Consider the following 19,583-nt stretch of genomic DNA (forward strand, 5'->3'; position numbering starts at 1 on the left):
TTAACATATTATTTTCTTAAGTTTATAAATTCTCGATACGCATAGGCGCTGGCTTTCAGGGTGCGTTGTTGAGTTGTATAATCAACATAAACAATCCCAAAACGTTTTAAATAGCCTTCAGCCCATTCAAAATTATCCATTAAACTCCACGCAAAATATCCTACAACATTAACGCCTTGTTCAATGGCATTATTTACTGCATTTAAGTGAGCGTTATAGTATTCGAGTCTGTCTTGATCATCCACTTTACCGTCTTGCAATTTATCATCCATTGCCGCACCGTTTTCAGTAATGTAGATCGGCGGTAAAGGATAAAGTGCATGCAAAGAGGTTAATAAGTCGGTGAAGGATTGTGGGTATATTTCCCAGCCAATATCTGTTTTAGGTTTGTCGACCATATCGATTTGGCTAAAGCCATTTACTGGGTCTGCTTTATAGACCGCACGGGTGTAAAAGTTAATGCCTAAGAAGTCGATAGGTTGAGCAATAATATCAAAGTCGCCTTGTTCAATAACGGGCATATCTTCAGCGGCGAAGTCATTAATAATGTCAGGGTAGCAACGGTCAAACAGTGGTTTGATGTACCATTGATTAAAGTACTGATCGGCTTTACTTGCGGCGTTAACATCTGCTGCAGAGTCTGTCGCGCTATAGCAAGGCGTGAAGTTAAGTACGATACCATTTTGGCTATTAGGACTGTTTTTTTGCAATACTTTCATGGCTAAACCATGAGCCAATAATAAATGGTGTGCAGATTGACGACCGAACGCTTTGGTTGCTAATCCAGGCGCATGAACGCCAATTTCGTAACCTAAGTAAGAACTGCAAAATGGTTCGTTAAAGGTTGCATATGAATAGACTCTGTCACCGAATGCCTGAGTGATTTTGTCGGCGTAGTCTGCAAATAAATAGGCCGTTTCGCGATTTAACCAACCACCATTATCTTCAATATGTTGTGGTAAATCCCAATGGTATAAGGTCACAAAGGTTTTAATACCACGACGATTTAATTCATCGAGTAAGTCGGTATAAAACGTCACACCTTGCGGATTGAGGCTGCCATCTTTATGCATTACGCGTGGCCATGAAATCGATAAACGGTAGGCGTCAACGCCTAGCGATTCAATTAGATCGACATCTTCACGCCATAACTTTACATGCTCGCATGCTTGCGAACCGTCAGAACCATCACGAATTTTGCCTGGAGTCGCACAAAAGGTATCCCATATACAAGGAAGACGAGAATCCACTGCGCCTTCAATTTGAAAAGAAGCAGTCGCCACACCAAAGGTGAACGCTTTTGAATGCATTTTAGAATCGGCTGGTAACATAATTTTCATATTTAAATTCACTTAGTATTATTTAATTGTGTCTATTTTTATGACTAACTTATTACGTTGAAATACCCTGATAAAAGGCCTTGCCGCCGTGATAGATACGCAGTAAAAAATAAGCTCTCGCGTTTAAAAATCGTTGACATCAGTTATCGATATGTTAAAAATGAAAGCGCTTACATTGAGATTAGTGATTAATTATCCAAAGGTCAATAATTGATTTGGTTAATTATTGAATGCTTATCTGCTTGCTCAAGTGTGGAAATTATCACCAGTCAAATGTCTAGGGTTTACGGGGAATTAACTCTTGGCGTGAGATTATTGGTATCCATTCAATGGCGTTATGTACTGCAACCCAAGATAACTATTAACAACAATAAGGGAATGTCATGGCGACTTCACCGCTTCAACCTGAGTTGGCAAATGCCGATTCGACTCACCAGCAAGGCAACTTTCGTTTTGCTTTGATAGCGTTAACCTCGTTATTTTTTATGTGGGGCTTTTTAACCTGTTTAAATGATATTTTAATCCCTTATTTAAAAAACATGTTCGACCTTAATTACACCCAAGCAATGCTGGTACAGTTCTGCTTTTTCGGAGCCTATTTTATTGTGTCTATTCCGGCAGGAGCCCTAGTCGGTAAAATTGGTTATCAAAAAGGTATTATTACCGGATTGGTTATTGCATGTGTAGGGTGTTTACTGTTCTATCCATCGGCCAGTTATGGCTCTTACAATATGTTTTTATTTGCTTTTTTTGTACTGGCTTCGGGCATTACCATCTTGCAAGTATCAGCAAATCCATATGTGAGCGTATTAGGTCCAGCCGAAACCGCATCGTCTCGTTTAACCTTAACCCAAGCATTTAATTCATTAGGCACCACGGTGGCGCCATTTTTTGGTAGTTGGTTAATTTTATCGACCGTTGAACATGACAGCAAAGTCACTGAGGTTGGCGAAGTGATTGGCCAGCTATCGATTCAGCAACAAGCCTCTGCAGTACAAACGCCTTACCTTATTTTAGCGGGTGCGTTGTTTGTATTAGCATTCATTTTTATGTTGTTAAAACTGCCTTTACTGGGCAAACGAGACACTCAGTCTAATGCCGCTGTAAAAGGTAGCGCATGGCAATACCCGCATTTGGTGCTGGGTGCCGTGGGTATTTTTGTTTATGTGGGCGCTGAAGTAGGGATTGGCAGCTTTTTAATTAGTTTTTTAACTCAAGATGATATTGGAGGCGTGTCTGAATCGGAGGCTGCGCATTACATTGCTTACTACTTTGGTGGCGCGATGGTTGGGCGCTTTATTGGTGCTGCAGTCATGCAAAAAATTAACGCAGGCAAAGTACTCGCGTTTAATGCGCTATGTGCGTGTGTTTTAGTGGCAGCAGCCATGTTGAGTGCCGGTACCGTTGCCATGTGGGCATTGTTGCTAGTCGGCTTGTGTAATTCAATCATGTTCCCAACCATTTTCAGTTTAGCGCTACAAGATTTAAAACAGCACACCAGTCAAGGTTCGGGTATTTTATGCTTGGCCATTGTCGGAGGTGCTGTTTTACCATTATTACAAGGCATGTTAGCTGACAGTTTAGGCATTCAATTAGCCTTTATTCTACCTCTGTTATGTTACGTATTTATTGGTTATTACGGTTTGATTGGATGTGCTGCAAAACGTCCAGTATTCGCAGATAAGGTATAAGGGAAGACCATGAGATTAACTCAATTACAGTGCATGCATAAAGTCAGCACACCGACAAAAACAAGCTTGATAGCCTTAGGCGTATTGCTTGGCTTAAGTGGGTGCGGCGAGAACAACAACGCCACTCAACAAGATAAAAAAACTGCAGTTACCCCAGCCATGGTTGGTGATACAGCAGCTAAGTCGTCATTAGCCATTTGGCCGGATCTTAAGCCTGCTATCGCCAAAGATGATGCTTTAGAAGCCAAAATTGATGCGTTAGTGGCTAAAATGACTATAGATCAAAAAGTCGCGCAAATGATCCAACCTGAAATTCGCGATATTACCGTTGAAGATATGCGTAAATATGGTTTTGGCTCGTATCTCAATGGTGGTGGTGCATACCCTAACAATGACAAACATGCTACGCCTGCAGATTGGATTGCACTGGCGGAATCTTTGTATCAAGCATCGGTCGATGACAGTGTTGATGGGATTAATATTCCAACCATGTGGGGCACCGATGCCGTACACGGTCATAACAATGTTATCGGCGCGACTTTGTTCCCGCATAACATTGGTTTAGGGGCGGCTAATAACCCTAAGTTAATTGAAAAGATAGCCGCTATCACGGCAAAAGAAGTGATGGTGACCGGTATCGATTGGGTATTTGCACCCACAGTTGCCGTAGTGAGAGACGATCGCTGGGGTCGAACTTATGAAGGTTATTCAGAAGACCCACAAATCGTCAAAGCCTATTCTTACGCCATCGTTGAGGGCCTGCAAGGCTCAGTTAATGGTGACTTTTTATCTGATCAACATGTGATTTCAACGGTTAAGCACTTTTTAGGCGATGGCGGCACTGAAAATGGCATCGATCAAGGCGATAATATTGCCAGCGAACAAGACTTATATGACATACATGCACAAGGCTATGTGGGTGGACTCAATGCTGGGGCACAAAGTGTTATGGCATCATTTAATAGCTGGCATGGGGTTAAAAATCATGGCAATAAATATCTGTTAACCGATGTACTTAAAGATAAATTAAATTTCGATGGTTTTGTGGTAGGTGATTGGAACGGTCACGGACAAATCGAAAATTGTACTAATGAGTCGTGTGCGCAAGCCGTCAATGCCGGTTTAGATATCTTTATGGTGCCAACTGCCGCTTGGAAACCGTTATATGAAAACACCATTGCACAGGTGAATAATGGCGAAATAAGCCAAGCGCGTATTGATGATGCGGTTAAACGTATTTTACGGGTTAAGTTCCGTGCAGGTTTGTTTGACAAACCTAGCCCTGCCAATCGGCCGTTATCGGGTAAAACTGAATTAATTGGCCAAGCAAGTCACCGTGAGGTGGCACGTCAAGCCGTTCGTGAATCTTTAGTACTGCTTAAAAATAATCAAGGTTTATTGCCTTTAGCGCCTAATGCAAAGGTGTTGGTTGCAGGTGATGCTGCGGATAATATCGGTAAACAATCGGGTGGCTGGACCATTACGTGGCAGGGTACTGATAACCAAAATAGTGATTTTCCTGGTGCTACGTCAATTTACGCTGGTATTGATAAATTGGTCACTCAAGCTGGTGGTACAACAACATTAAGTGTTGCGGGTGAATTTGAACCACAGCAAAAGCCAGATGTTGCGATTGTTGTGTTTGGTGAAGAGCCGTATGCAGAAGGTAACGGCGACATTGATAACTTAGAATATCAACGTGGAGACAAGCGTGATCTTGCTTTATTGCAGAAGTTAACAGCGCAAGGTATTCCAGTGGTATCTGTGTTTATTAGTGGCCGTCCTATGTGGGTTAATGCTGAGTTCAACAGCTCTGATGCATTTGTCGCAGCCTGGTTACCGGGTTCTGAAGGGCAAGGCGTTGCAGATGTGTTATTTACTCAGGCTGATGGCAAAGTTGCTCATGATTTTGTCGGTAAATTGTCATTCTCATGGCCTGCGACACCTCAGCAAACTCAGATTAATGTGCCATTAGCCCAATACAACACTAAACAAGCACAAGCTGATTATCAGCCGCTTATACCTTATGGCTATGGCTTAACTTACCAATCTACTGCCAGTGATGCGGTTGTGTTAGACAATTTGTCGGAAGACAATTTAGCTGCAACTCAAACACTAGAAGATTTACCTTTATTTGAGCGCGCAGTAAAATCGCCTTGGTCAATGTTCATCGCTAACGCTTCTGAGCGCCAAGGGTTAACCAGTAGCGTAGCGCAAAATAGCGCATTAACCATTCGTACTATGGATCGTGTGGTTCAAGAAGATGCGCGCTTAGTATCTTTTAATGGTAATGAGCTGGGCACTGTAGGGTTAATTAGTAATTTCCCTCGTGATTTAAGGGCTTACAGTAATAGTGATGCCACGTTATCAGTGAGTATTAATGCAACACAAGCACTGCAAAAGCCGTTATGGCTAGGTATGGCATGTGAAGGTGATTGTCGTAAGCAAATCGATATTGCCAAGCAGGTGAATACTCAATTAGGTGAATGGCAACGTTTAAGCTTTTCATTGGCATGTTTTGCTGATGAACCAATGGATTTTGCTAAAATTGTGATGCCATTTTACCTTGCCACCGACGCGGCAGTGGAAATTCGTTTCAGTGATGTGGTCATTCAAGCTGCATCAGCAGAAAACACCATCAAATGTAACTAATTAAAAGCGAATTAGCCCTATTTGAGTCATCTGATAGGGCTAGTTTCACTAACGTTATATCGTAATAGTTGGCGACGTTTGTTGTTTGTTTTACTACAGCGTTAGGCAAAGAAAAAACGGTAAATGGGTAAGAACAACAATGCAAAATCTCAATAAACATCATTCATTTGTATCCAGCTTAACCGCGTTAACTTTGTCGGTCATATTTCTGTCTGGCTGTAGTGCTGATGATGCAACAGAACAAGCAACAGATACCGTGATAACCAATATCGAAGCTTCAGGTTGGCAACTGGTTTGGCAAGATGAGTTTGAGGGTAACCAAATAGACACAACCAAGTGGAGCTTTGCTGTTGACTGTTACGGTGGCGGCAATGATGAGGCTCAGTGTTATACCGCACGGCCTGAAAATACTGCAGTTAGTAATGGTTTGTTAGCGATTACGGCATTAAGAGAAACCTTTTCTGGGCCTGCAGTAAATGATTCTGATCCAAGCTATGACGTAAACGGTACCTCGAAAACATTAGATTACACCTCTGCTCGTTTAGTATCGAAAAACAAAGGTGATTGGAAATACGGCCGTTTTGAAATTCGCGCCAAATTACCGCAAGGTCAGGGGACTTGGCCGGCGATATGGATGTTACCGACAGATTTGGTATACGGTCCTTGGGCTGGATCAGGTGAAATTGACATTATGGAGGCCGTAAACCTTAAGGTTGTTAACGACGATAAGGCGCCAGAATCTGCAGTACATGGCACATTACATTACGGTAAACAATGGCCCAACAATGTTTATACGGGCACAGAATATCGTTTACCACATGACCTCAATCCTGCAGACGACTTCCATGTGTATGCTGTTGAATGGCAACAAGGTGAAATCCGTTGGTATGTCGATGATGTTCATTTTGCCACTCAACGAGCATCGGGTTGGTTTAGCCAGTATGTCGATGATAATGGTGATGTGGTCAACGCACCTGATGATGCACCGTTTAATCAGCCATTTCACATGTTACTTAATCTTGCTGTGGGTGGCGCATGGGCCGCGAATGTGAATAAAACCGGTATCGATGAGTCGATTTTTCCGCAGTCGATGTTAGTGGATTACGTGCGTGTATATGAATGTGCTAAATCACCTAAAACAGGTGCTGGATGCGAAACAATTGATGGCAGTGTTGACGTTACCTTAGGCAAAATAGCACCAGAAATTATGTCACTAGACTCAGCGCTTTAACAGTGGATTTTGTTTTATGTAGTCAATAATCATCAGCTAGCACTGTGAGTGACGATGGTTTTTTACTGTGATATCCCAGCTAAATAGTGTCATTTTATGATGTTGATTTTTAACTGAATACGAATGCAAAAATGCACTGTTTGCTTTGAGTGGTGAGTGGTTTAGCTTAGTATCGAGCAAGTTTAGAGGTGTTGTCAGTATGTTGTAAGCATGTAATGGCATGATCAGAGTGTTTTGGTTTAAGTGCGATCAAATGATTATATAAATTTATGATGTCAACAATGGCATAATGGAGCAAATGCACCTTAATGGTATTGAAGCCGTTATAGATTTTAAGGAATTGATTTGTCGAACATTACATTTTCTCTAGCTGAGCTAGAACAGGTAGTCGCCATTGCTAAAGATGCAGGTACTGCGATTATGCAGGTTTATGCTCAAACTGATTTGCAGATTGAGGTTAAACAAGACGATAGCCCTGTTACTGCAGCCGATATTGCCAGCCATAATGTGATTGTCGCTGGCCTTAAACAGCATTTTGCTGATATTGCTGTAATGAGTGAAGAAGCGGCTGATATCAGCTGGGCAGAGCGACAAACGTGGCAAACGTATTGGTTGATCGATCCGCTAGATGGCACCAAAGAATTTATTAAACGTAATGGCGAATTTACCGTCAACATCGCCCTTATTCACCAAGGTAAAGCCATTGCCGGTGTGGTATATGCACCAGTATTAGACAAATGTTATAGCGGCATTGTTGATCAAGGGGCATGGCTTGAATATAACGGACAAATATCGTTATTAGATATTCGTGACAGAGCATTGCAATCGCCACCTATTGTAGTCGGAAGCCGCTCTCACGTAAGCCCTGATGTTGCCGCTTATTTACAGACTATTGGCGAACACCAAATGTTAAGTGTCGGCAGTTCATTAAAATTTTGTATGGTGGCCGAAGGGCAAGCAGATGTGTATCCAAGATTAGGCCTAACCAGTGAATGGGATACCGCCGCAGCGCAAGCAGTATTAGAAAGTGCTGGTGGTCAGGTTGTTGAATATCCAGCGCTTACACCGCTGCAATACAACCAAAAAGAAAATATTTTAAATCCGTATTTTATTGCTGCTTCATCGGCATGGTTTGCACGCAAATAGCGCTAATCGTTATCAGCTCTTGCAAGCCCAATATGGAACCCCAATTAATAATAAGCAAATGGAGTGACAAGTTATGATGCGCATGGGCGTCGATCTCGGTGGTACAAAAATTGAAATAGTGGCTTTAGCCGATGATGGATCTGAAATTTTCAGAAAGCGCATTCCAACGCCAAAAAACTATCCTGGTACCATAGAAGCCATTGTCAGCTTAGTGGCTGATGCAGAATCAGCAACGGGCCAAACCGGCTCTGTTGGGGTTGGCATTCCAGGTGTTGTGTCACCGTTTACTGGCTTGGTAAAAAACTCTAATTCAACCTGGATTAACGGTCATCCGCTGGATAAAGATTTAAGTGAAGTATTAAGCCGTGAAGTACGTGTAGCTAATGATGCGAACTGTTTTGCAGTATCAGAAGCCGTTGATGGCGCAGCTGCTGGTAAAGGGGTTGTATTTGGCGGCATTATTGGTACCGGTTGTGGTGCAGGTGTTGCGATTAACGGTCGTGTCCATGGCGGCGGTAATGGCATTGGCGGAGAGTGGGGACATAACCCATTACCGTGGATGACAGCAGATGAGTTTAATACCACTACTTGTTTTTGTGGTAATCGTGACTGTATTGAAACCTTTATTTCTGGCACAGGCTTTGTTCGTGATTTTCGTGAAGCGGGTGGTGATGCCACTAGCGGTATTCAAATTTCTGAGATGATGCAACAAGGCGATCCGTTAGCCACAGCCGCATTTGAACGTTATATCGATCGCTTAGCGCGTTCACTCGCACACGTGATTAATATGATGGACCCAGACATGATTGTACTTGGCGGCGGCGTCTCTAATATTGAAGCTATTTATACTGAATTACCTAAAGTGTTACCCAAATATGTTGTTGGCCGTGAATGTGGTACCCAAGTGGTTAAAAATAAGTTTGGTGCATCATCTGGTGTTCGCGGTGCAGCATGGTTGTGGGGCAAAGACGAGAAGTAATCACTTCTTACGCGATATGCAAATACATTAAGTATTACAGTAGATTAAACGGCACTTAAAGGTGCCGTTTTTGTTTTGAGTTTGTTTTAGTGCTCGATAACGATAAACTAGCCGCAATAATGATAAACGAAGTGAATAATTAATGTTTTGGCTTAAAAAACTGTTGTCACAATTGGTGATGCCAATTCCTTTTAGCATAATGTTGTTCGTTCTGGCTGCCATTTTATGGCGAACGAATCGTGTAACGTTACTGCAATTTGGCCGAGTGCTCTTGGTTACCGCTATCGTGGTGCTAACATTAACAAGCCAATCGCAAGTGAGCTATTTTTTAGCAGATTCATTAGAATCACAGCATAACGTTAATCATCAACCGATTACTGGTTCTTGTGTTGTGATGGTATTAGGTTCAGGCAATCGTGAGCAACAAGGCCATACTGCAGTGCAGCAACTATCATCAACAGCACTGGCTCGTTTAACCGAAGGCGTTCGTCAGTTTAGGTTGGGACAGCAATGCACTTTAATTGTGAGTGGTTGGAGTGGCGGATATCTGAAGACAGCTCATGCGACCATTATGGCTCAAGCTGCAGAAGAGTTAGGGATCCCCAAAGCCAGTATTGTGGCCTTTAATGAACCCAAAGATACCATTGAAGAGGCCTATGCTTTACAACAGCGAATTGGGCAGCAACCATTTCGATTAGTCACTTCAGCAACTCATATGCCGCGGGCGATGATGATATTCACCTCATTAGGGATGCAACCCCAGCCTGCACCGAGTGATTTTATTGCACATCAAGGTTTCTGGTGGCGTTTAGATGCAGAGCAACTGCTAGCTTCGCAAAAATCTATCCATGAATATGTTGGCATGCTGTGGCTTAATATTAAAGGTATGACTGCTGATTAAATGTATTAGCCAAAAGACGCAAAGCGATATTAAAAACCTTATTTATTATATTTAGTTTAAAGGACAAACCGTGGTCAATGATGAGTTACTAATTAGCCCTTTTACCAAACGAAATGGCATAACCTTAACGGTGGTTGGTGCCATCAGTTTAACGGCTAGCTTGATTATTTTTATCGGCCTTAACGGTTTTTTTGCCGTAGGAATGTTGTGCTTTGCATTAGGCTCAGTGGCACTCATTTTAGGTGTCGCTAAAGTGCATCAGCCGGCGGTTAGTTTTAAGCTAACTGCTGCAGGTGTGGCATTTTTTCATCGCCGCGGCCAAGTGTTTATTGAATGGCATAACATTCAACGAGTCGATTGTGCCCGAGTAAATCAAAACTTGCAGTTGATTGAGCTACCTTATATTGGCGTTAAGCTTAAACAGATTAATCCCATTTTAGACTGTATTTCACCCCGTCTTGCCACTGGTTTACTGACCGAACAGCGGCCATTACTCATGACTGCGGCCACCCAAGATGAAGATTTACAAAGTTTAGAAGGTTATTTGGGGGCTGAATTTACGCCGCTAGTGGTCAATGGTGAACGTTACCGTGGGGTATTGGCAATGTTTGGTCATCGCTGTCAAACGTTAAACGAACAGTTGGGTTACCATGTGTATTTATCGATTGATAATTTAGATCGAGAACCGAAAGAGTTTGTGACTTTGTTGCGTCAATGGCAACAGCAAGCCCAACTACAAACTCAGCAGCACACAACATCTGCGACAGATATCGAATGACACGACTAACAATCAAGTAGCAGGTGTTCAAATGGCATTACAAGGCGGTTGTTTATGTGGAGCGATACGTTATCAAGTTAACGGTATGCCATTTGAAGCCGATCATTGCCATTGTAATCAATGTCGTAAAAGTGTTGGTGCGGTAGTCATGAGCTGGATGGATTTTCATACAGACAAAGTGCAGTGGTTACAAGGACCGGTGACTGAATTTGCCTCTTCAGATAACATTCGACGTGGTTTTTGTCAGCGCTGTGGCTGTTCATTGACTTACCGACATTTAGATTATCCACAATACACTTCATTGTCGATAGCCTCTTTAGACCAACCAAACCTAGTACGACCGACTTATCATATACACACTGACGAGCAGGTTAGTTGGTTAAAGATAGATGATTCTTGCCCGCGCTATAAGGCAGGTAAAACAGCAGCTAAAAAACCAGATTAACTTTCTGAGGAAGTACTCGTAAGAGGCTCTCTGTGACGATAACCTAAAAACTGGCCACCATCTAAAATTTCAATATTTTCACAATAAGCATCGCCTTCAAAAATCCCTTGCTCATGGAGGGTGATTTTTTTACAACGCGCTTTACCTGCTAATTGGCCAGCAATCATTAACTCGCGACATAAAATATCACCATCGACAGTGCCACTAGTTTCAATGGTTACATTGCCCTGCGCTTTGATGTCACCACTCACATGACCTGCAATTAGGACATCACCACTAAAAATGAGCTTACCGGTTAAATGGCATTCTTGGGCGATAAAACTGAGTGGATTAGCCGGTTGCTTTTGACGAAACATCTTAGTGCTCTTAAGTTGGTATTATGTCGGTAATATAACGTGATAGGTTGATAAACAACACTAAAATCGCTAACTGTATTTATAACATCTTTCTACATTTTGGAGGATAAATCAGTTTGAATTGCCAATGAGTATCGCATCGGCGGGGCAAGGAGACACACAAGCACCACAACCAGTACAGGCCTCAGTATCTATCATGGGTTTAGGCACTTGTCCTATTGCCATAATAAAGCTAATTGCGCGAGGGTCGCAGGCATCTTTGCAGCTCTGACACCAAACACCTTCATGGGTTAAACAGTTGTCTTTTATCGCTGCTGTAATTGACCAAGGTAAGGATTGGTCGCGATCAAATACAGGCTCTGGGCACACATCAACGCATTGCTTACAGAAGGTACATTCATCTTTAGTGAAATCTATTTCAGGAAAACCACCTTCACCGCGTTTAATTATTTGGGTTTCGCAGGCGGTAATACACTTGTCACAGCGTGTGCAATTGTCAGTAAACTCTTGATCCGTTTTGCTCCATGGCGGGCGGGTAACATTGGATTTTCTGCGACTAAATAGATTACGGCGACTTTGATTAATACCTTGGTTCATTTCGGTTCCAATTGAGCTTAAATATATTTGCTGCAATCAATATTAGCATTAACTGCAGCACAAAATTGTTAAGCGCTTGGCAATTCATACCAATTCCAATAATTATCTGGTCATTCAAAGAGAATCGGCATCTTCTAGGCAAGCAATTCTTCTAGGCAAGCAATAGGATTGTAGGCATAGTTGCTCTCGGCAACAGCTCCTACATTGCTCTATCTCGTGCATCTTGCCGCCATGGATGGTGGCAATATCTTATTTTTTATAGAAAAAAATAGACCATGCAGTCGTACGTCAAAATACTATTAAGCAGCATAGTAGGTGCATAAATTCGTCCTGAGTGACTCTGATAGATCACCTAATTAATGGCGTTGGTATTGTAACCATCAGGATTATTTGATTGCCATTTCCAACTGCTATTTGCCATATCTTCAACTGTATGGGTTGCACGCCAATCCAATTCTGTAGCGGCAAAGCTTGGGTCGGCATAACAGGCTGCAATATCACCAGGGCGGCGAGGACTAATTTGATAAGCAATGGTTTTGCCACAAGCTTTTTCAAATGCCTTGACCATGTCTAACACGCTGTAGCCTATGCCCGTACCGAGGTTATAAGTCACCAGCCCAGGTTTAGTTTGCAGCTTTTTAAGTGCTTGCAAGTGACCCATAGCTAAATCAACAACATGAATATAATCACGTACGCCTGTGCCATCTGGTGTGTTGTAATCATCACCAAAAACGCTTAATTGTTGGCGTTTGCCAACAGCAACTTGGGCAATAAATGGCATCAAGTTATTAGGGATATCGTTAGGGTCTTCGCCAATCAAGCCACTTTCGTGAGCGCCGACTGGATTAAAGTAACGTAAACGAGCTATATTCCAGCTGTTATCCGAGTTATGCAAGTCAGCTAAAATATTCTCAACCATCAATTTTGACTGGCCATAAGGGTTGGTTGCGCCAGTAGGAAAATCTTCTTTAATGGGTAAGCTAGCGGGATCGCCGTAAACCGTGGCAGATGAGCTAAAAACTAAGTTTTTGACGTTATTTTCAGCCATGACTTGGCATAAAATGATGGAACCGGTGACGTTGTTTTCGTAATATTTCAATGGTTTTTCGACCGATTCACCGACAGCTTTTAATCCTGCAAAATGAATGACGGATTCGATGCTGTGATCTGCAAAAACTTTTTGCAGTAAGGCTTTGTTTAGAATGTCGCCTTGATAAAACGTGACATCTTTACCGGTAATGGTTCTAACTCGAGCCAACGCTTCAACACTTGAGTTTGATAGATTGTCTACGATGACCACTTTCTGTCCGGCCTTTAATAGCTCTACTACGGTATGTGTACCAATATAGCCTGCGCCGCCGGTTACCAAAATTGTCATAGTTTAATCGTCCTGTGAATTAATGAGTCAAGTTATAGGGCTGGTTGATTTTTGGCGATCAACTTTTATCCGGTCAGTTAGATAAATAGCCTCTCATGTATTGTAAATTATCACAGTTCAATTGCCATTTAAATTATTGATGGCACGTTCAAATTAATACCGGTCAGCTTTCCTATAAAGTGAGTCAAAAGTAGTTATAAAAATGGGCGCAGAGTGAGAGCTAAATCAGTAGTTGTATTTATTTGTTTACGATTAGCACTACATTATGGCAAGACAATAAACTGTGAAGGAGTTAACAAAACATCACCCTTAGCACACTATGTAGGGAGTGAAGTTGACGTAAAGTGGAACCTATGAGTACAGCAACAAAGTATATTGCACACCAACCTGATGCCCAAGGTTACATTGATTACTCAGAGCATGAGAATCAATTATGGCAACAATTGTATCAGCGCCAAGTGACGAATATGCCGGGCCGCGCATGCCAAGCCTATTTACAAGGCTTAGATGCATTAGGCATGTCAGTTGATCGCATTCCACAATTGCCTGAAATCGATAAAGTGTTACTTGATGCAACGGGTTGGAAAACTGCTGCAGTGCCTGCACTGATTTCATTTGGGCGTTTCTTTGAGTTACTGGCCAATAAAGAGTTTCCAGTCGCGACGTTTATTCGTAGCAAAGAAGAGTTTGATTACCTGCAAGAACCTGACATTTTTCATGAGATATTTGGCCATTGTCCGTTATTAACCAATCCATCATTTGGGCATTTTTCACATATGTATGGCCAGTTAGGGCTGGCGGCATCAAAAGAAGAGCGCGTGTTTCTGGCGCGATTATATTGGTTTACTATTGAGTTCGGTTTGGTTCAGGCGAAAAATGAATCACTGCAAATATACGGCGGCGGCATTTTAAGTTCACCGGGTGAAACCATGTATGCATTAAGTGACAGCCCTGAACGTAAGCCGTTTGATTTACTCGACGTACTGCGCACACCGTATCGTATTGATATCATGCAACCTATTTATTATGTTATCGATCATATTGACTATTTAGACGAAATTGCCCGTATGGACATTATGAGCATGGTGACAAAAGCACGTCATTTAGGCATGTTTGAGCCTAAATTTGCTCTAAAAGTCAAAGCCAGTTAACGATTTATTGCAGATGAGCAACCAATAAGTTAGCTCAACAACCTGCAAGTGAGACACTATTTAATTAAGCCAAGGAGTACAAATGAACGCATTAACCGAGATGAAATGTGAAGCATGCCAAGCAGATGCACCAAAAGTAACGGATGCAGAGTTAGCAGAGCTTGTCGGTATGATCCCTGATTGGGGCGTTGAAGTTCGTGACGGCATTATGCAGTTAGAGCGGGTATATAAATTTAAAAACTTTAAGTTAGCGATGGCCTTTACCAATAAGTTGGCCGATTTAGCTGAAGCAGAGTTCCATCACCCAGGTATCTTAACCGAATGGGGCAAAGTCACAGTGACGTGGTGGTCACACTCAATTAAAGGCTTACACAAAAACGATTTCATTATGGCTGCCAAGACAGACCAGTTGTTAGACTAGTTACTATCGTCATCCATTTCAGCATGTTACGTTAACGTAATGTGCTGAAATAGTTTCTCTGTTACAATTCTGCTGTAAACTTCACTTGCCACTGAAGCCATATCCCTCTAACGTTATGCCAAATTTCCGCAATAAAACATTAATAAATAGGGAATCGTTACATTATGCGTTTGGAAGTCAGCTGTATCGATCGCGTGGGTTTAGCGAAAGACATCCTCGTCGTGCTTGAAAAACATGGTATTAACTTAATTGCCATTGATGCTAGTAATAAAGGTTTCCTGTTTTTGCAGTTTGCAGAAATCAGTTTCGAAACCCTGCGTGAGCTAATGCCACAAATTCGTAAAGTCGAAAGTGTGCACGATGTCCGTACCGTATCTTTTATGCCGTCAGAGCAAGAACATTACGCCCTAAAAACCTTACTTAAAACCTTACCCGATTCGGTGTTTTCAACAGACGCGAAAGGGCGGATCCGCATAGCCAATGAGTCGGCATTATTGACGCTTGGTATGGCTGAACATGAAGTGGTGGGCGAGTCACTTAATCATTGGGTACAAGGGTTTAACTTTGCTCGTTGGATGAGTGAAATACCGGTGTTGGCGCAAGCCACACGAGTTCAAATTAACTCGAGCGAGTATTTGGCTGAAATGCTGCCAATTTACTTACCCGATGACGATGAAAAAACTATTTTGGCGGGTGCGGTTATCTCGCTGAAATCACCCGCTAGAGTGGGTAAACAGTTTAATGCTCTGCAAAATCAAACCACTGGTTTTGATAATGTATTGGCTATCAGTGACAAAATGAAAGACATACTCAAGCAAGCCAAGCGTATGGCGCAACTTGATGCACCGTTACTTATCACCGGTGAAACAGGAACGGGTAAAGAGTTGATGGCCCGTGCGAGTCATGATGCCAGCATGCGCCGTGAACATCCTTTTATCGCAATAAACTGTGCGGCTTTGCCCGATAGTGTCGCAGAGGAAGAGTTGTTTGGCTTTGTTAGCAATGGCACCGTCGTTAAACGCGGTCTATTTGAAGAAGCAAAAGGCGGTACGGTGTTTCTTGATGAAATTGCCGAGATGTCTAAAACCGCACAAGTTAAATTATTGCGTTTATTACAAGACGGAACTTTTAGACGGATTGGTGGCGATGAAGAAGTACGCGCCGATGTGCGGATTATTTGTTCAACCCAAAAACATTTGGCTGAACTTTGCCAATCCGGTGAGTTTAGAGAAGATTTGTACTATCGAATCCATGTCTTAAGCTATCACATGCCATCACTGCGTGAGCGTCGTGTAGATGTGATTCCATTAACTGAGATGTTTTTAGAGCATTATAGTCAGCAGTTATCGAGTCCCTTAAGACGTATCTCGGCAAGTTGTCGCGATTACCTATTTACCTATGCATGGCCGGGTAATGTGCGCCAATTGAAAAATGCGATTTTTAGAGCGGTATCAATGTGGGATGGCTCAACAGAATTGACCGTTGAGCAACTTAAATTACCTTCATATGCTGAAGGCTTTGGCTACTTCGATGAAGAGTTCGAAGGCACGTTAGACGAGGCGATGAAAGAATATGAAGCCAGTTTATTACGTCGGTTATATCCCGCGTACCCAAGTACACGCCAATTAGCCAAAAAGTTAGGTGTGTCTCATACCGCTATTGCTAACAAGTTGCGTGATTACAGTATTAGTAAGAAAAAGTAATGTAACGATTTAATGCCAGCCAAGTGCTGGCATTTTGGTCATTTTAACGCTAACAATCAGTGTTGACGTGGCCTTTTATATTTTGTAACGAATAATTTACAAATCACGATTAGCACCGCAAAAATGTGATTTAGTACCTACTATAGGATTTTCCGTCACGATCGGTTATTTCTATGGTTAGATTGAGAGTCTTGTATCGAGTAGGACGCAGATCTCACCCAGAATTTAGGAGCAGTAATGAAACTTGCAAGTTATCACAACGGACGTCGCGACGGCCAATTGATGTTAGTCAGTAAAGATTTGACCAAAACAGTCGCGGTACCCGCTATTGCCCATACTATGCAGCAATTATTAGATGCTTGGGATTTGCTATATCCACAACTTAATGAGTTGTATGAAGCACTAAACGCCGGCCAGATGGACAATGCAGTAGATTTTGATGAAGCACGTTGTTTATCTCCTTTACCAAGAGCCTACCAATGGGCCGATGGCAGTGCGTATGTTAACCATGTTGAGTTAGTACGCAAAGCTCGTGGCGCTGAAATGCCTGCATCGTTTTGGACTGATCCTTTAGTGTATCAAGGTGGTTCTGACTGTTTTATCGCCCCTAAAGCGGATATTCAAATGGCCAGTGAAGAATACGGTATCGATTTCGAATCAGAAATCGCTATTGTTACTGATGATGTTGCCATGGGTGTTAACAGCGAAGATGCAACTAAGCACATCAAATTATTGATGTTAGTTAACGACGTATCACTGCGTAACTTAATCCCAGGTGAATTAGGCAAAGGCTTTGGCTTTTTCCAATCTAAGCCATCGAGTGCCTTTTCACCCATTGCGATTACCCCAGACGAGTTAGGTGACAAATGGCAAGACAGCAAAGTACATTTGCCGTTAGTGACTCATTTAAACAGTGAGTTGTTTGGCCGCCCGAATGCCGGCGTCGACATGACGTTTAACTTTAGCCAGTTAGTAGAGCACGTGGCTAAAACACGTCCATTAGGCGCAGGTGCAATTATTGGTTCTGGTACTATTTCTAACTACGATCGCAGTGCTGGTTCAAGTTGTTTAGCTGAAAAACGCATGCTTGAAATCATTGCCGATGGTAAAGCATCAACACCCTTTATGCATTTTGGTGACACTGTTCGCATTGAAATGTTTGATGATAACGGTGTGAGTATCTTTGGTTCTATCGATCAAAAAGTGGTTGAATACAAAGCTTAAGATTATGAAAGCGATATAAATCGAAATATAAAGGCAATAGCGGTTAATCGTTATTGCCTTTTTGTTAGGCAGATTAAAATAAAAATAAGGGAATTGACATGAAACTCTATGGCTACTGGCGTTCAAGTGCGGCATATCGCGTGCGTATTGCGTTAAATTTAAAGCAGTTAACGGCTGAACATATTTCAGTTCATTTGGTTAATAATGGTGGTGAGCAACATTCTGAGGCTTACCATCAACTCAACCCCTCGGATCTTGTGCCGACGTTTATCGACAATAATGAGTCAGGCGAGATTAACTTATCGCAATCGTTAGCCATTATAGAATACCTCGACGAAAAACACCCTCAGCAACCGTTACTTCCCAGCAATATTGAGCAGCGAGCTATTGTTCGCAGCATGGCTCAAGCCATAGCATGTGAAATTCATCCTTTAGATAATCTTCGAGTATTACAATATTTAGTTAACGAAATGGGTGTATCAGAAGCTGATAAAATGCGTTGGTATCACCATTGGATACACCTTGGTTTTGCTGCTTTAGAACAGCAGTTAAGCCGATATTCTGGACGTTTCTGCTTTGGTGATACGCCTTCGCTGGCCGATATTTGTCTGATCCCGCAAGTGTATAATGCCAAACGCTTTAATTTAGAGCTTGCTGCGTATCCTAATATTGTCAGAATTTGGGATGAGTGCCATAAGTTACCTGCATTTGCTGATGCCGCGCCAGAACAACAGCATGACGCGACGTAATCAAACCTTGTTTAATCAGCACCAGTTAAATCCGCCCCTGTTAAACCAAGTGGCCATTGATCAGCTGCAACATGGGCAGGCTAAGCCATTGTTCTTGTTGTGGCAGTGGTTACAACAAGATGAACTTAGAATGGCAGCCTTAATGACGTGTCAGAAAGTGATGCAACAACAAGGGATCACAGATTGGTTAATTAGTGCGGGTTTTATACGCAATTTGATCTGGGATAATTTGCACAGCATGACCTCACAGCCCTTAAACGACATTGATGTCATTTACTGGTGTGATAACACCCCATCTTCTGCAGAAGACCAGGCGATTGAAGCTTTACTCGTTAAGCAGATAGGTCTGCCATGGTCGGCGAAAAACCAAGCCAGAATGCATCTTAGAAATGGTGATATGCCCTATAGTTCTTGTGTTGATGCCATGTCATTTTGGCCAGAAAAACAAACGGCTATTGGGGTTAAATTAGTCCCCTCTGATGACCATACAACAGCTGAGTTTCAATTACACGTGACGAGTGTGTTTGGTTTAGGCTGTTTGTTTGACTTGTCATTAAGTCCAAACCCAAAGCGTGACAAAGCTATTTTTAACCATCGCGTGTCCCAAAAGGGATGGTTAATGCATTACTGCAAACTATCTGTAACAGATTAATCATCAATAATAATTCACCTGTTCAACCTCACAAAACCTAACTGTTAAATACCTCTTTCATCTCTTTACCGCCTCACTTTGTGATCTAAATCATGTGTCTGGGATCTAATTAGGTACCTCTATAGGGGTACTGCTGTTTTGTTGATCTGAATCAATGATGTTAACGATTAACTTCAGTAGGTTAACCGC

At 42.2% G+C, this 19,583-nt stretch carries 18 protein-coding genes; 14 read left to right on the forward strand and 4 right to left on the reverse strand.

The features are described 5' to 3' along the window. Positions 1–8 precede the first annotated feature (8 nt). Complete coding sequence (locus HNW13_RS03630; protein WP_101086668.1) at positions 9–1,340, reverse strand: GH1 family beta-glucosidase; 1,332 nt, start codon at positions 1,338–1,340, stop codon at positions 9–11. A gap of 383 nt (positions 1,341–1,723) precedes the next feature. Here HNW13_RS03630 and fucP point away from each other — a divergent pair, with 383 nt between their 5' ends. The 8 genes from fucP to HNW13_RS03670 all read left to right on the forward strand — a co-directional run bounded on the left by fucP (position 1,724) and on the right by HNW13_RS03670 (position 11,163). Beyond that, on the forward strand, positions 1,724–3,031 hold the full coding sequence (fucP, locus tag HNW13_RS03635; RefSeq protein WP_101086669.1) for an L-fucose:H+ symporter permease: 1,308 nt from the start codon (positions 1,724–1,726) through the stop codon (positions 3,029–3,031). Between the two features lie 9 nt (positions 3,032–3,040). Next, the gene (locus HNW13_RS03640) at positions 3,041–5,683 is read left to right on the forward strand and encodes an exo 1,3/1,4-beta-D-glucan glucohydrolase (RefSeq protein ID WP_192115263.1); all 2,643 of its coding nucleotides are present in this window, start codon (positions 3,041–3,043) and stop codon (positions 5,681–5,683) included. Positions 5,684–5,822: 139 nt separating this feature from the next. Continuing rightward, the gene (locus HNW13_RS03645; RefSeq protein ID WP_192115262.1) at positions 5,823–6,914 is read left to right on the forward strand and encodes a glycoside hydrolase family 16 protein; all 1,092 of its coding nucleotides are present in this window, start codon (positions 5,823–5,825) and stop codon (positions 6,912–6,914) included. Between the two features lie 345 nt (positions 6,915–7,259). Then, complete coding sequence (gene cysQ / locus HNW13_RS03650; RefSeq protein ID WP_182744530.1) at positions 7,260–8,060, forward strand: 3'(2'),5'-bisphosphate nucleotidase CysQ; 801 nt, start codon at positions 7,260–7,262, stop codon at positions 8,058–8,060. A gap of 73 nt (positions 8,061–8,133) precedes the next feature. Next, a complete protein-coding gene (gene mak, locus HNW13_RS03655) occupies positions 8,134–9,039 on the forward strand; it encodes a fructokinase (protein ID WP_101086673.1) in 906 nt (301 codons plus the stop codon). Positions 9,040–9,181: 142 nt separating this feature from the next. Then, positions 9,182–9,940 (forward strand): ElyC/SanA/YdcF family protein, encoded by a 759-nt coding sequence (locus HNW13_RS03660; protein WP_192115261.1) that lies wholly within the window; start codon positions 9,182–9,184, stop codon positions 9,938–9,940. A gap of 70 nt (positions 9,941–10,010) precedes the next feature. Continuing rightward, a complete protein-coding gene (locus tag HNW13_RS03665) occupies positions 10,011–10,718 on the forward strand; it encodes a DUF2982 domain-containing protein (RefSeq protein ID WP_192115260.1) in 708 nt (235 codons plus the stop codon). Positions 10,719–10,749: 31 nt separating this feature from the next. Further along, positions 10,750–11,163: a GFA family protein gene (locus tag HNW13_RS03670; RefSeq protein WP_192115259.1), complete on the forward strand. Its 414-nt coding sequence runs from the start codon at positions 10,750–10,752 to the stop codon at positions 11,161–11,163. Here HNW13_RS03670 and HNW13_RS03675 read toward each other — a convergent pair. The 3 genes from HNW13_RS03675 to galE all read right to left on the reverse strand — a co-directional run bounded on the left by HNW13_RS03675 (position 11,160) and on the right by galE (position 13,494). Beyond that, positions 11,160–11,519, reverse strand: coding sequence for a polymer-forming cytoskeletal protein (locus tag HNW13_RS03675; RefSeq protein ID WP_101086677.1), 360 nt, complete (start codon positions 11,517–11,519; stop codon positions 11,160–11,162). The two genes, HNW13_RS03670 and HNW13_RS03675, sit on opposite strands and share 4 nt — an antisense overlap. 111 nt (positions 11,520–11,630) lie before the next feature. Then, the gene (napF, locus tag HNW13_RS03680; RefSeq protein ID WP_182744533.1) at positions 11,631–12,116 is read right to left on the reverse strand and encodes a ferredoxin-type protein NapF; all 486 of its coding nucleotides are present in this window, start codon (positions 12,114–12,116) and stop codon (positions 11,631–11,633) included. 352 nt (positions 12,117–12,468) lie between these two features. Further along, positions 12,469–13,494 carry a UDP-glucose 4-epimerase GalE gene (galE, locus tag HNW13_RS03685; RefSeq protein WP_162023469.1) on the reverse strand — a complete coding sequence of 342 codons (1,026 nt, stop codon included), beginning with the start codon at positions 13,492–13,494 and terminating at the stop codon, positions 12,469–12,471. Between the two features lie 353 nt (positions 13,495–13,847). Here galE and phhA point away from each other — a divergent pair, with 353 nt between their 5' ends. The 6 genes from phhA (at position 13,848) to HNW13_RS03715 (ending at position 19,394) form a co-directional block, all read left to right on the forward strand. Further along, complete coding sequence (phhA, locus tag HNW13_RS03690; RefSeq protein ID WP_101086680.1) at positions 13,848–14,645, forward strand: phenylalanine 4-monooxygenase; 798 nt, start codon at positions 13,848–13,850, stop codon at positions 14,643–14,645. Between the two features lie 82 nt (positions 14,646–14,727). Further along, positions 14,728–15,066, forward strand: coding sequence for a 4a-hydroxytetrahydrobiopterin dehydratase (locus HNW13_RS03695; RefSeq protein WP_059747329.1), 339 nt, complete (start codon positions 14,728–14,730; stop codon positions 15,064–15,066). A gap of 164 nt (positions 15,067–15,230) precedes the next feature. Continuing rightward, entirely contained in the window at positions 15,231–16,769 is a 1,539-nt protein-coding gene (tyrR, locus tag HNW13_RS03700; protein WP_101086681.1) for a transcriptional regulator TyrR, read from the forward strand. 237 nt (positions 16,770–17,006) lie between these two features. Beyond that, positions 17,007–17,993 (forward strand): fumarylacetoacetate hydrolase family protein, encoded by a 987-nt coding sequence (locus tag HNW13_RS03705; protein WP_162023468.1) that lies wholly within the window; start codon positions 17,007–17,009, stop codon positions 17,991–17,993. A gap of 98 nt (positions 17,994–18,091) precedes the next feature. Then, on the forward strand, positions 18,092–18,742 hold the full coding sequence (maiA, locus tag HNW13_RS03710; RefSeq protein ID WP_162023467.1) for a maleylacetoacetate isomerase: 651 nt from the start codon (positions 18,092–18,094) through the stop codon (positions 18,740–18,742). Further along, complete coding sequence (locus tag HNW13_RS03715; RefSeq protein ID WP_192115258.1) at positions 18,729–19,394, forward strand: nucleotidyltransferase family protein; 666 nt, start codon at positions 18,729–18,731, stop codon at positions 19,392–19,394. Before maiA ends, HNW13_RS03715 begins: the two co-directional genes overlap by 14 nt. The last annotated feature ends 189 nt before the right edge of the window (positions 19,395–19,583 follow it).

It is taken from the genome of Shewanella sp. BF02_Schw, assembly GCF_014596695.2.
Lineage (GTDB): Bacteria > Pseudomonadota > Gammaproteobacteria > Enterobacterales > Shewanellaceae > Shewanella.

Excerpts from the sequence above, each read along its gene's own strand:
- HNW13_RS03630 (WP_101086668.1), bottom strand. The coding sequence starts at position 1,340 with ATGAAAATTATGTTACCAGCCGATTCTAAAATGCATTCAAAAGCGTTC.
- HNW13_RS03715 (WP_192115258.1), top strand. The coding sequence starts at position 18,729 with ATGACGCGACGTAATCAAACCTTGTTTAATCAGCACCAGTTAAATCCG.
- galE (WP_162023469.1), bottom strand. The coding sequence starts at position 13,494 with ATGACAATTTTGGTAACCGGCGGCGCAGGCTATATTGGTACACATACC.
- HNW13_RS03695 (WP_059747329.1), top strand. The coding sequence starts at position 14,728 with ATGAACGCATTAACCGAGATGAAATGTGAAGCATGCCAAGCAGATGCA.
- HNW13_RS03645 (WP_192115262.1), top strand. The coding sequence starts at position 5,823 with ATGCAAAATCTCAATAAACATCATTCATTTGTATCCAGCTTAACCGCG.
- HNW13_RS03705 (WP_162023468.1), top strand. The coding sequence starts at position 17,007 with ATGAAACTTGCAAGTTATCACAACGGACGTCGCGACGGCCAATTGATG.
- HNW13_RS03640 (WP_192115263.1), top strand. The coding sequence starts at position 3,041 with ATGAGATTAACTCAATTACAGTGCATGCATAAAGTCAGCACACCGACA.
- HNW13_RS03670 (WP_192115259.1), top strand. The coding sequence starts at position 10,750 with ATGGCATTACAAGGCGGTTGTTTATGTGGAGCGATACGTTATCAAGTT.
- napF (WP_182744533.1), bottom strand. The coding sequence starts at position 12,116 with ATGAACCAAGGTATTAATCAAAGTCGCCGTAATCTATTTAGTCGCAGA.
- tyrR (WP_101086681.1), top strand. The coding sequence starts at position 15,231 with ATGCGTTTGGAAGTCAGCTGTATCGATCGCGTGGGTTTAGCGAAAGAC.
- fucP (WP_101086669.1), top strand. The coding sequence starts at position 1,724 with ATGGCGACTTCACCGCTTCAACCTGAGTTGGCAAATGCCGATTCGACT.
- HNW13_RS03660 (WP_192115261.1), top strand. The coding sequence starts at position 9,182 with ATGTTTTGGCTTAAAAAACTGTTGTCACAATTGGTGATGCCAATTCCT.
- maiA (WP_162023467.1), top strand. The coding sequence starts at position 18,092 with ATGAAACTCTATGGCTACTGGCGTTCAAGTGCGGCATATCGCGTGCGT.
- mak (WP_101086673.1), top strand. The coding sequence starts at position 8,134 with ATGATGCGCATGGGCGTCGATCTCGGTGGTACAAAAATTGAAATAGTG.
- phhA (WP_101086680.1), top strand. The coding sequence starts at position 13,848 with ATGAGTACAGCAACAAAGTATATTGCACACCAACCTGATGCCCAAGGT.
- HNW13_RS03675 (WP_101086677.1), bottom strand. The coding sequence starts at position 11,519 with ATGTTTCGTCAAAAGCAACCGGCTAATCCACTCAGTTTTATCGCCCAA.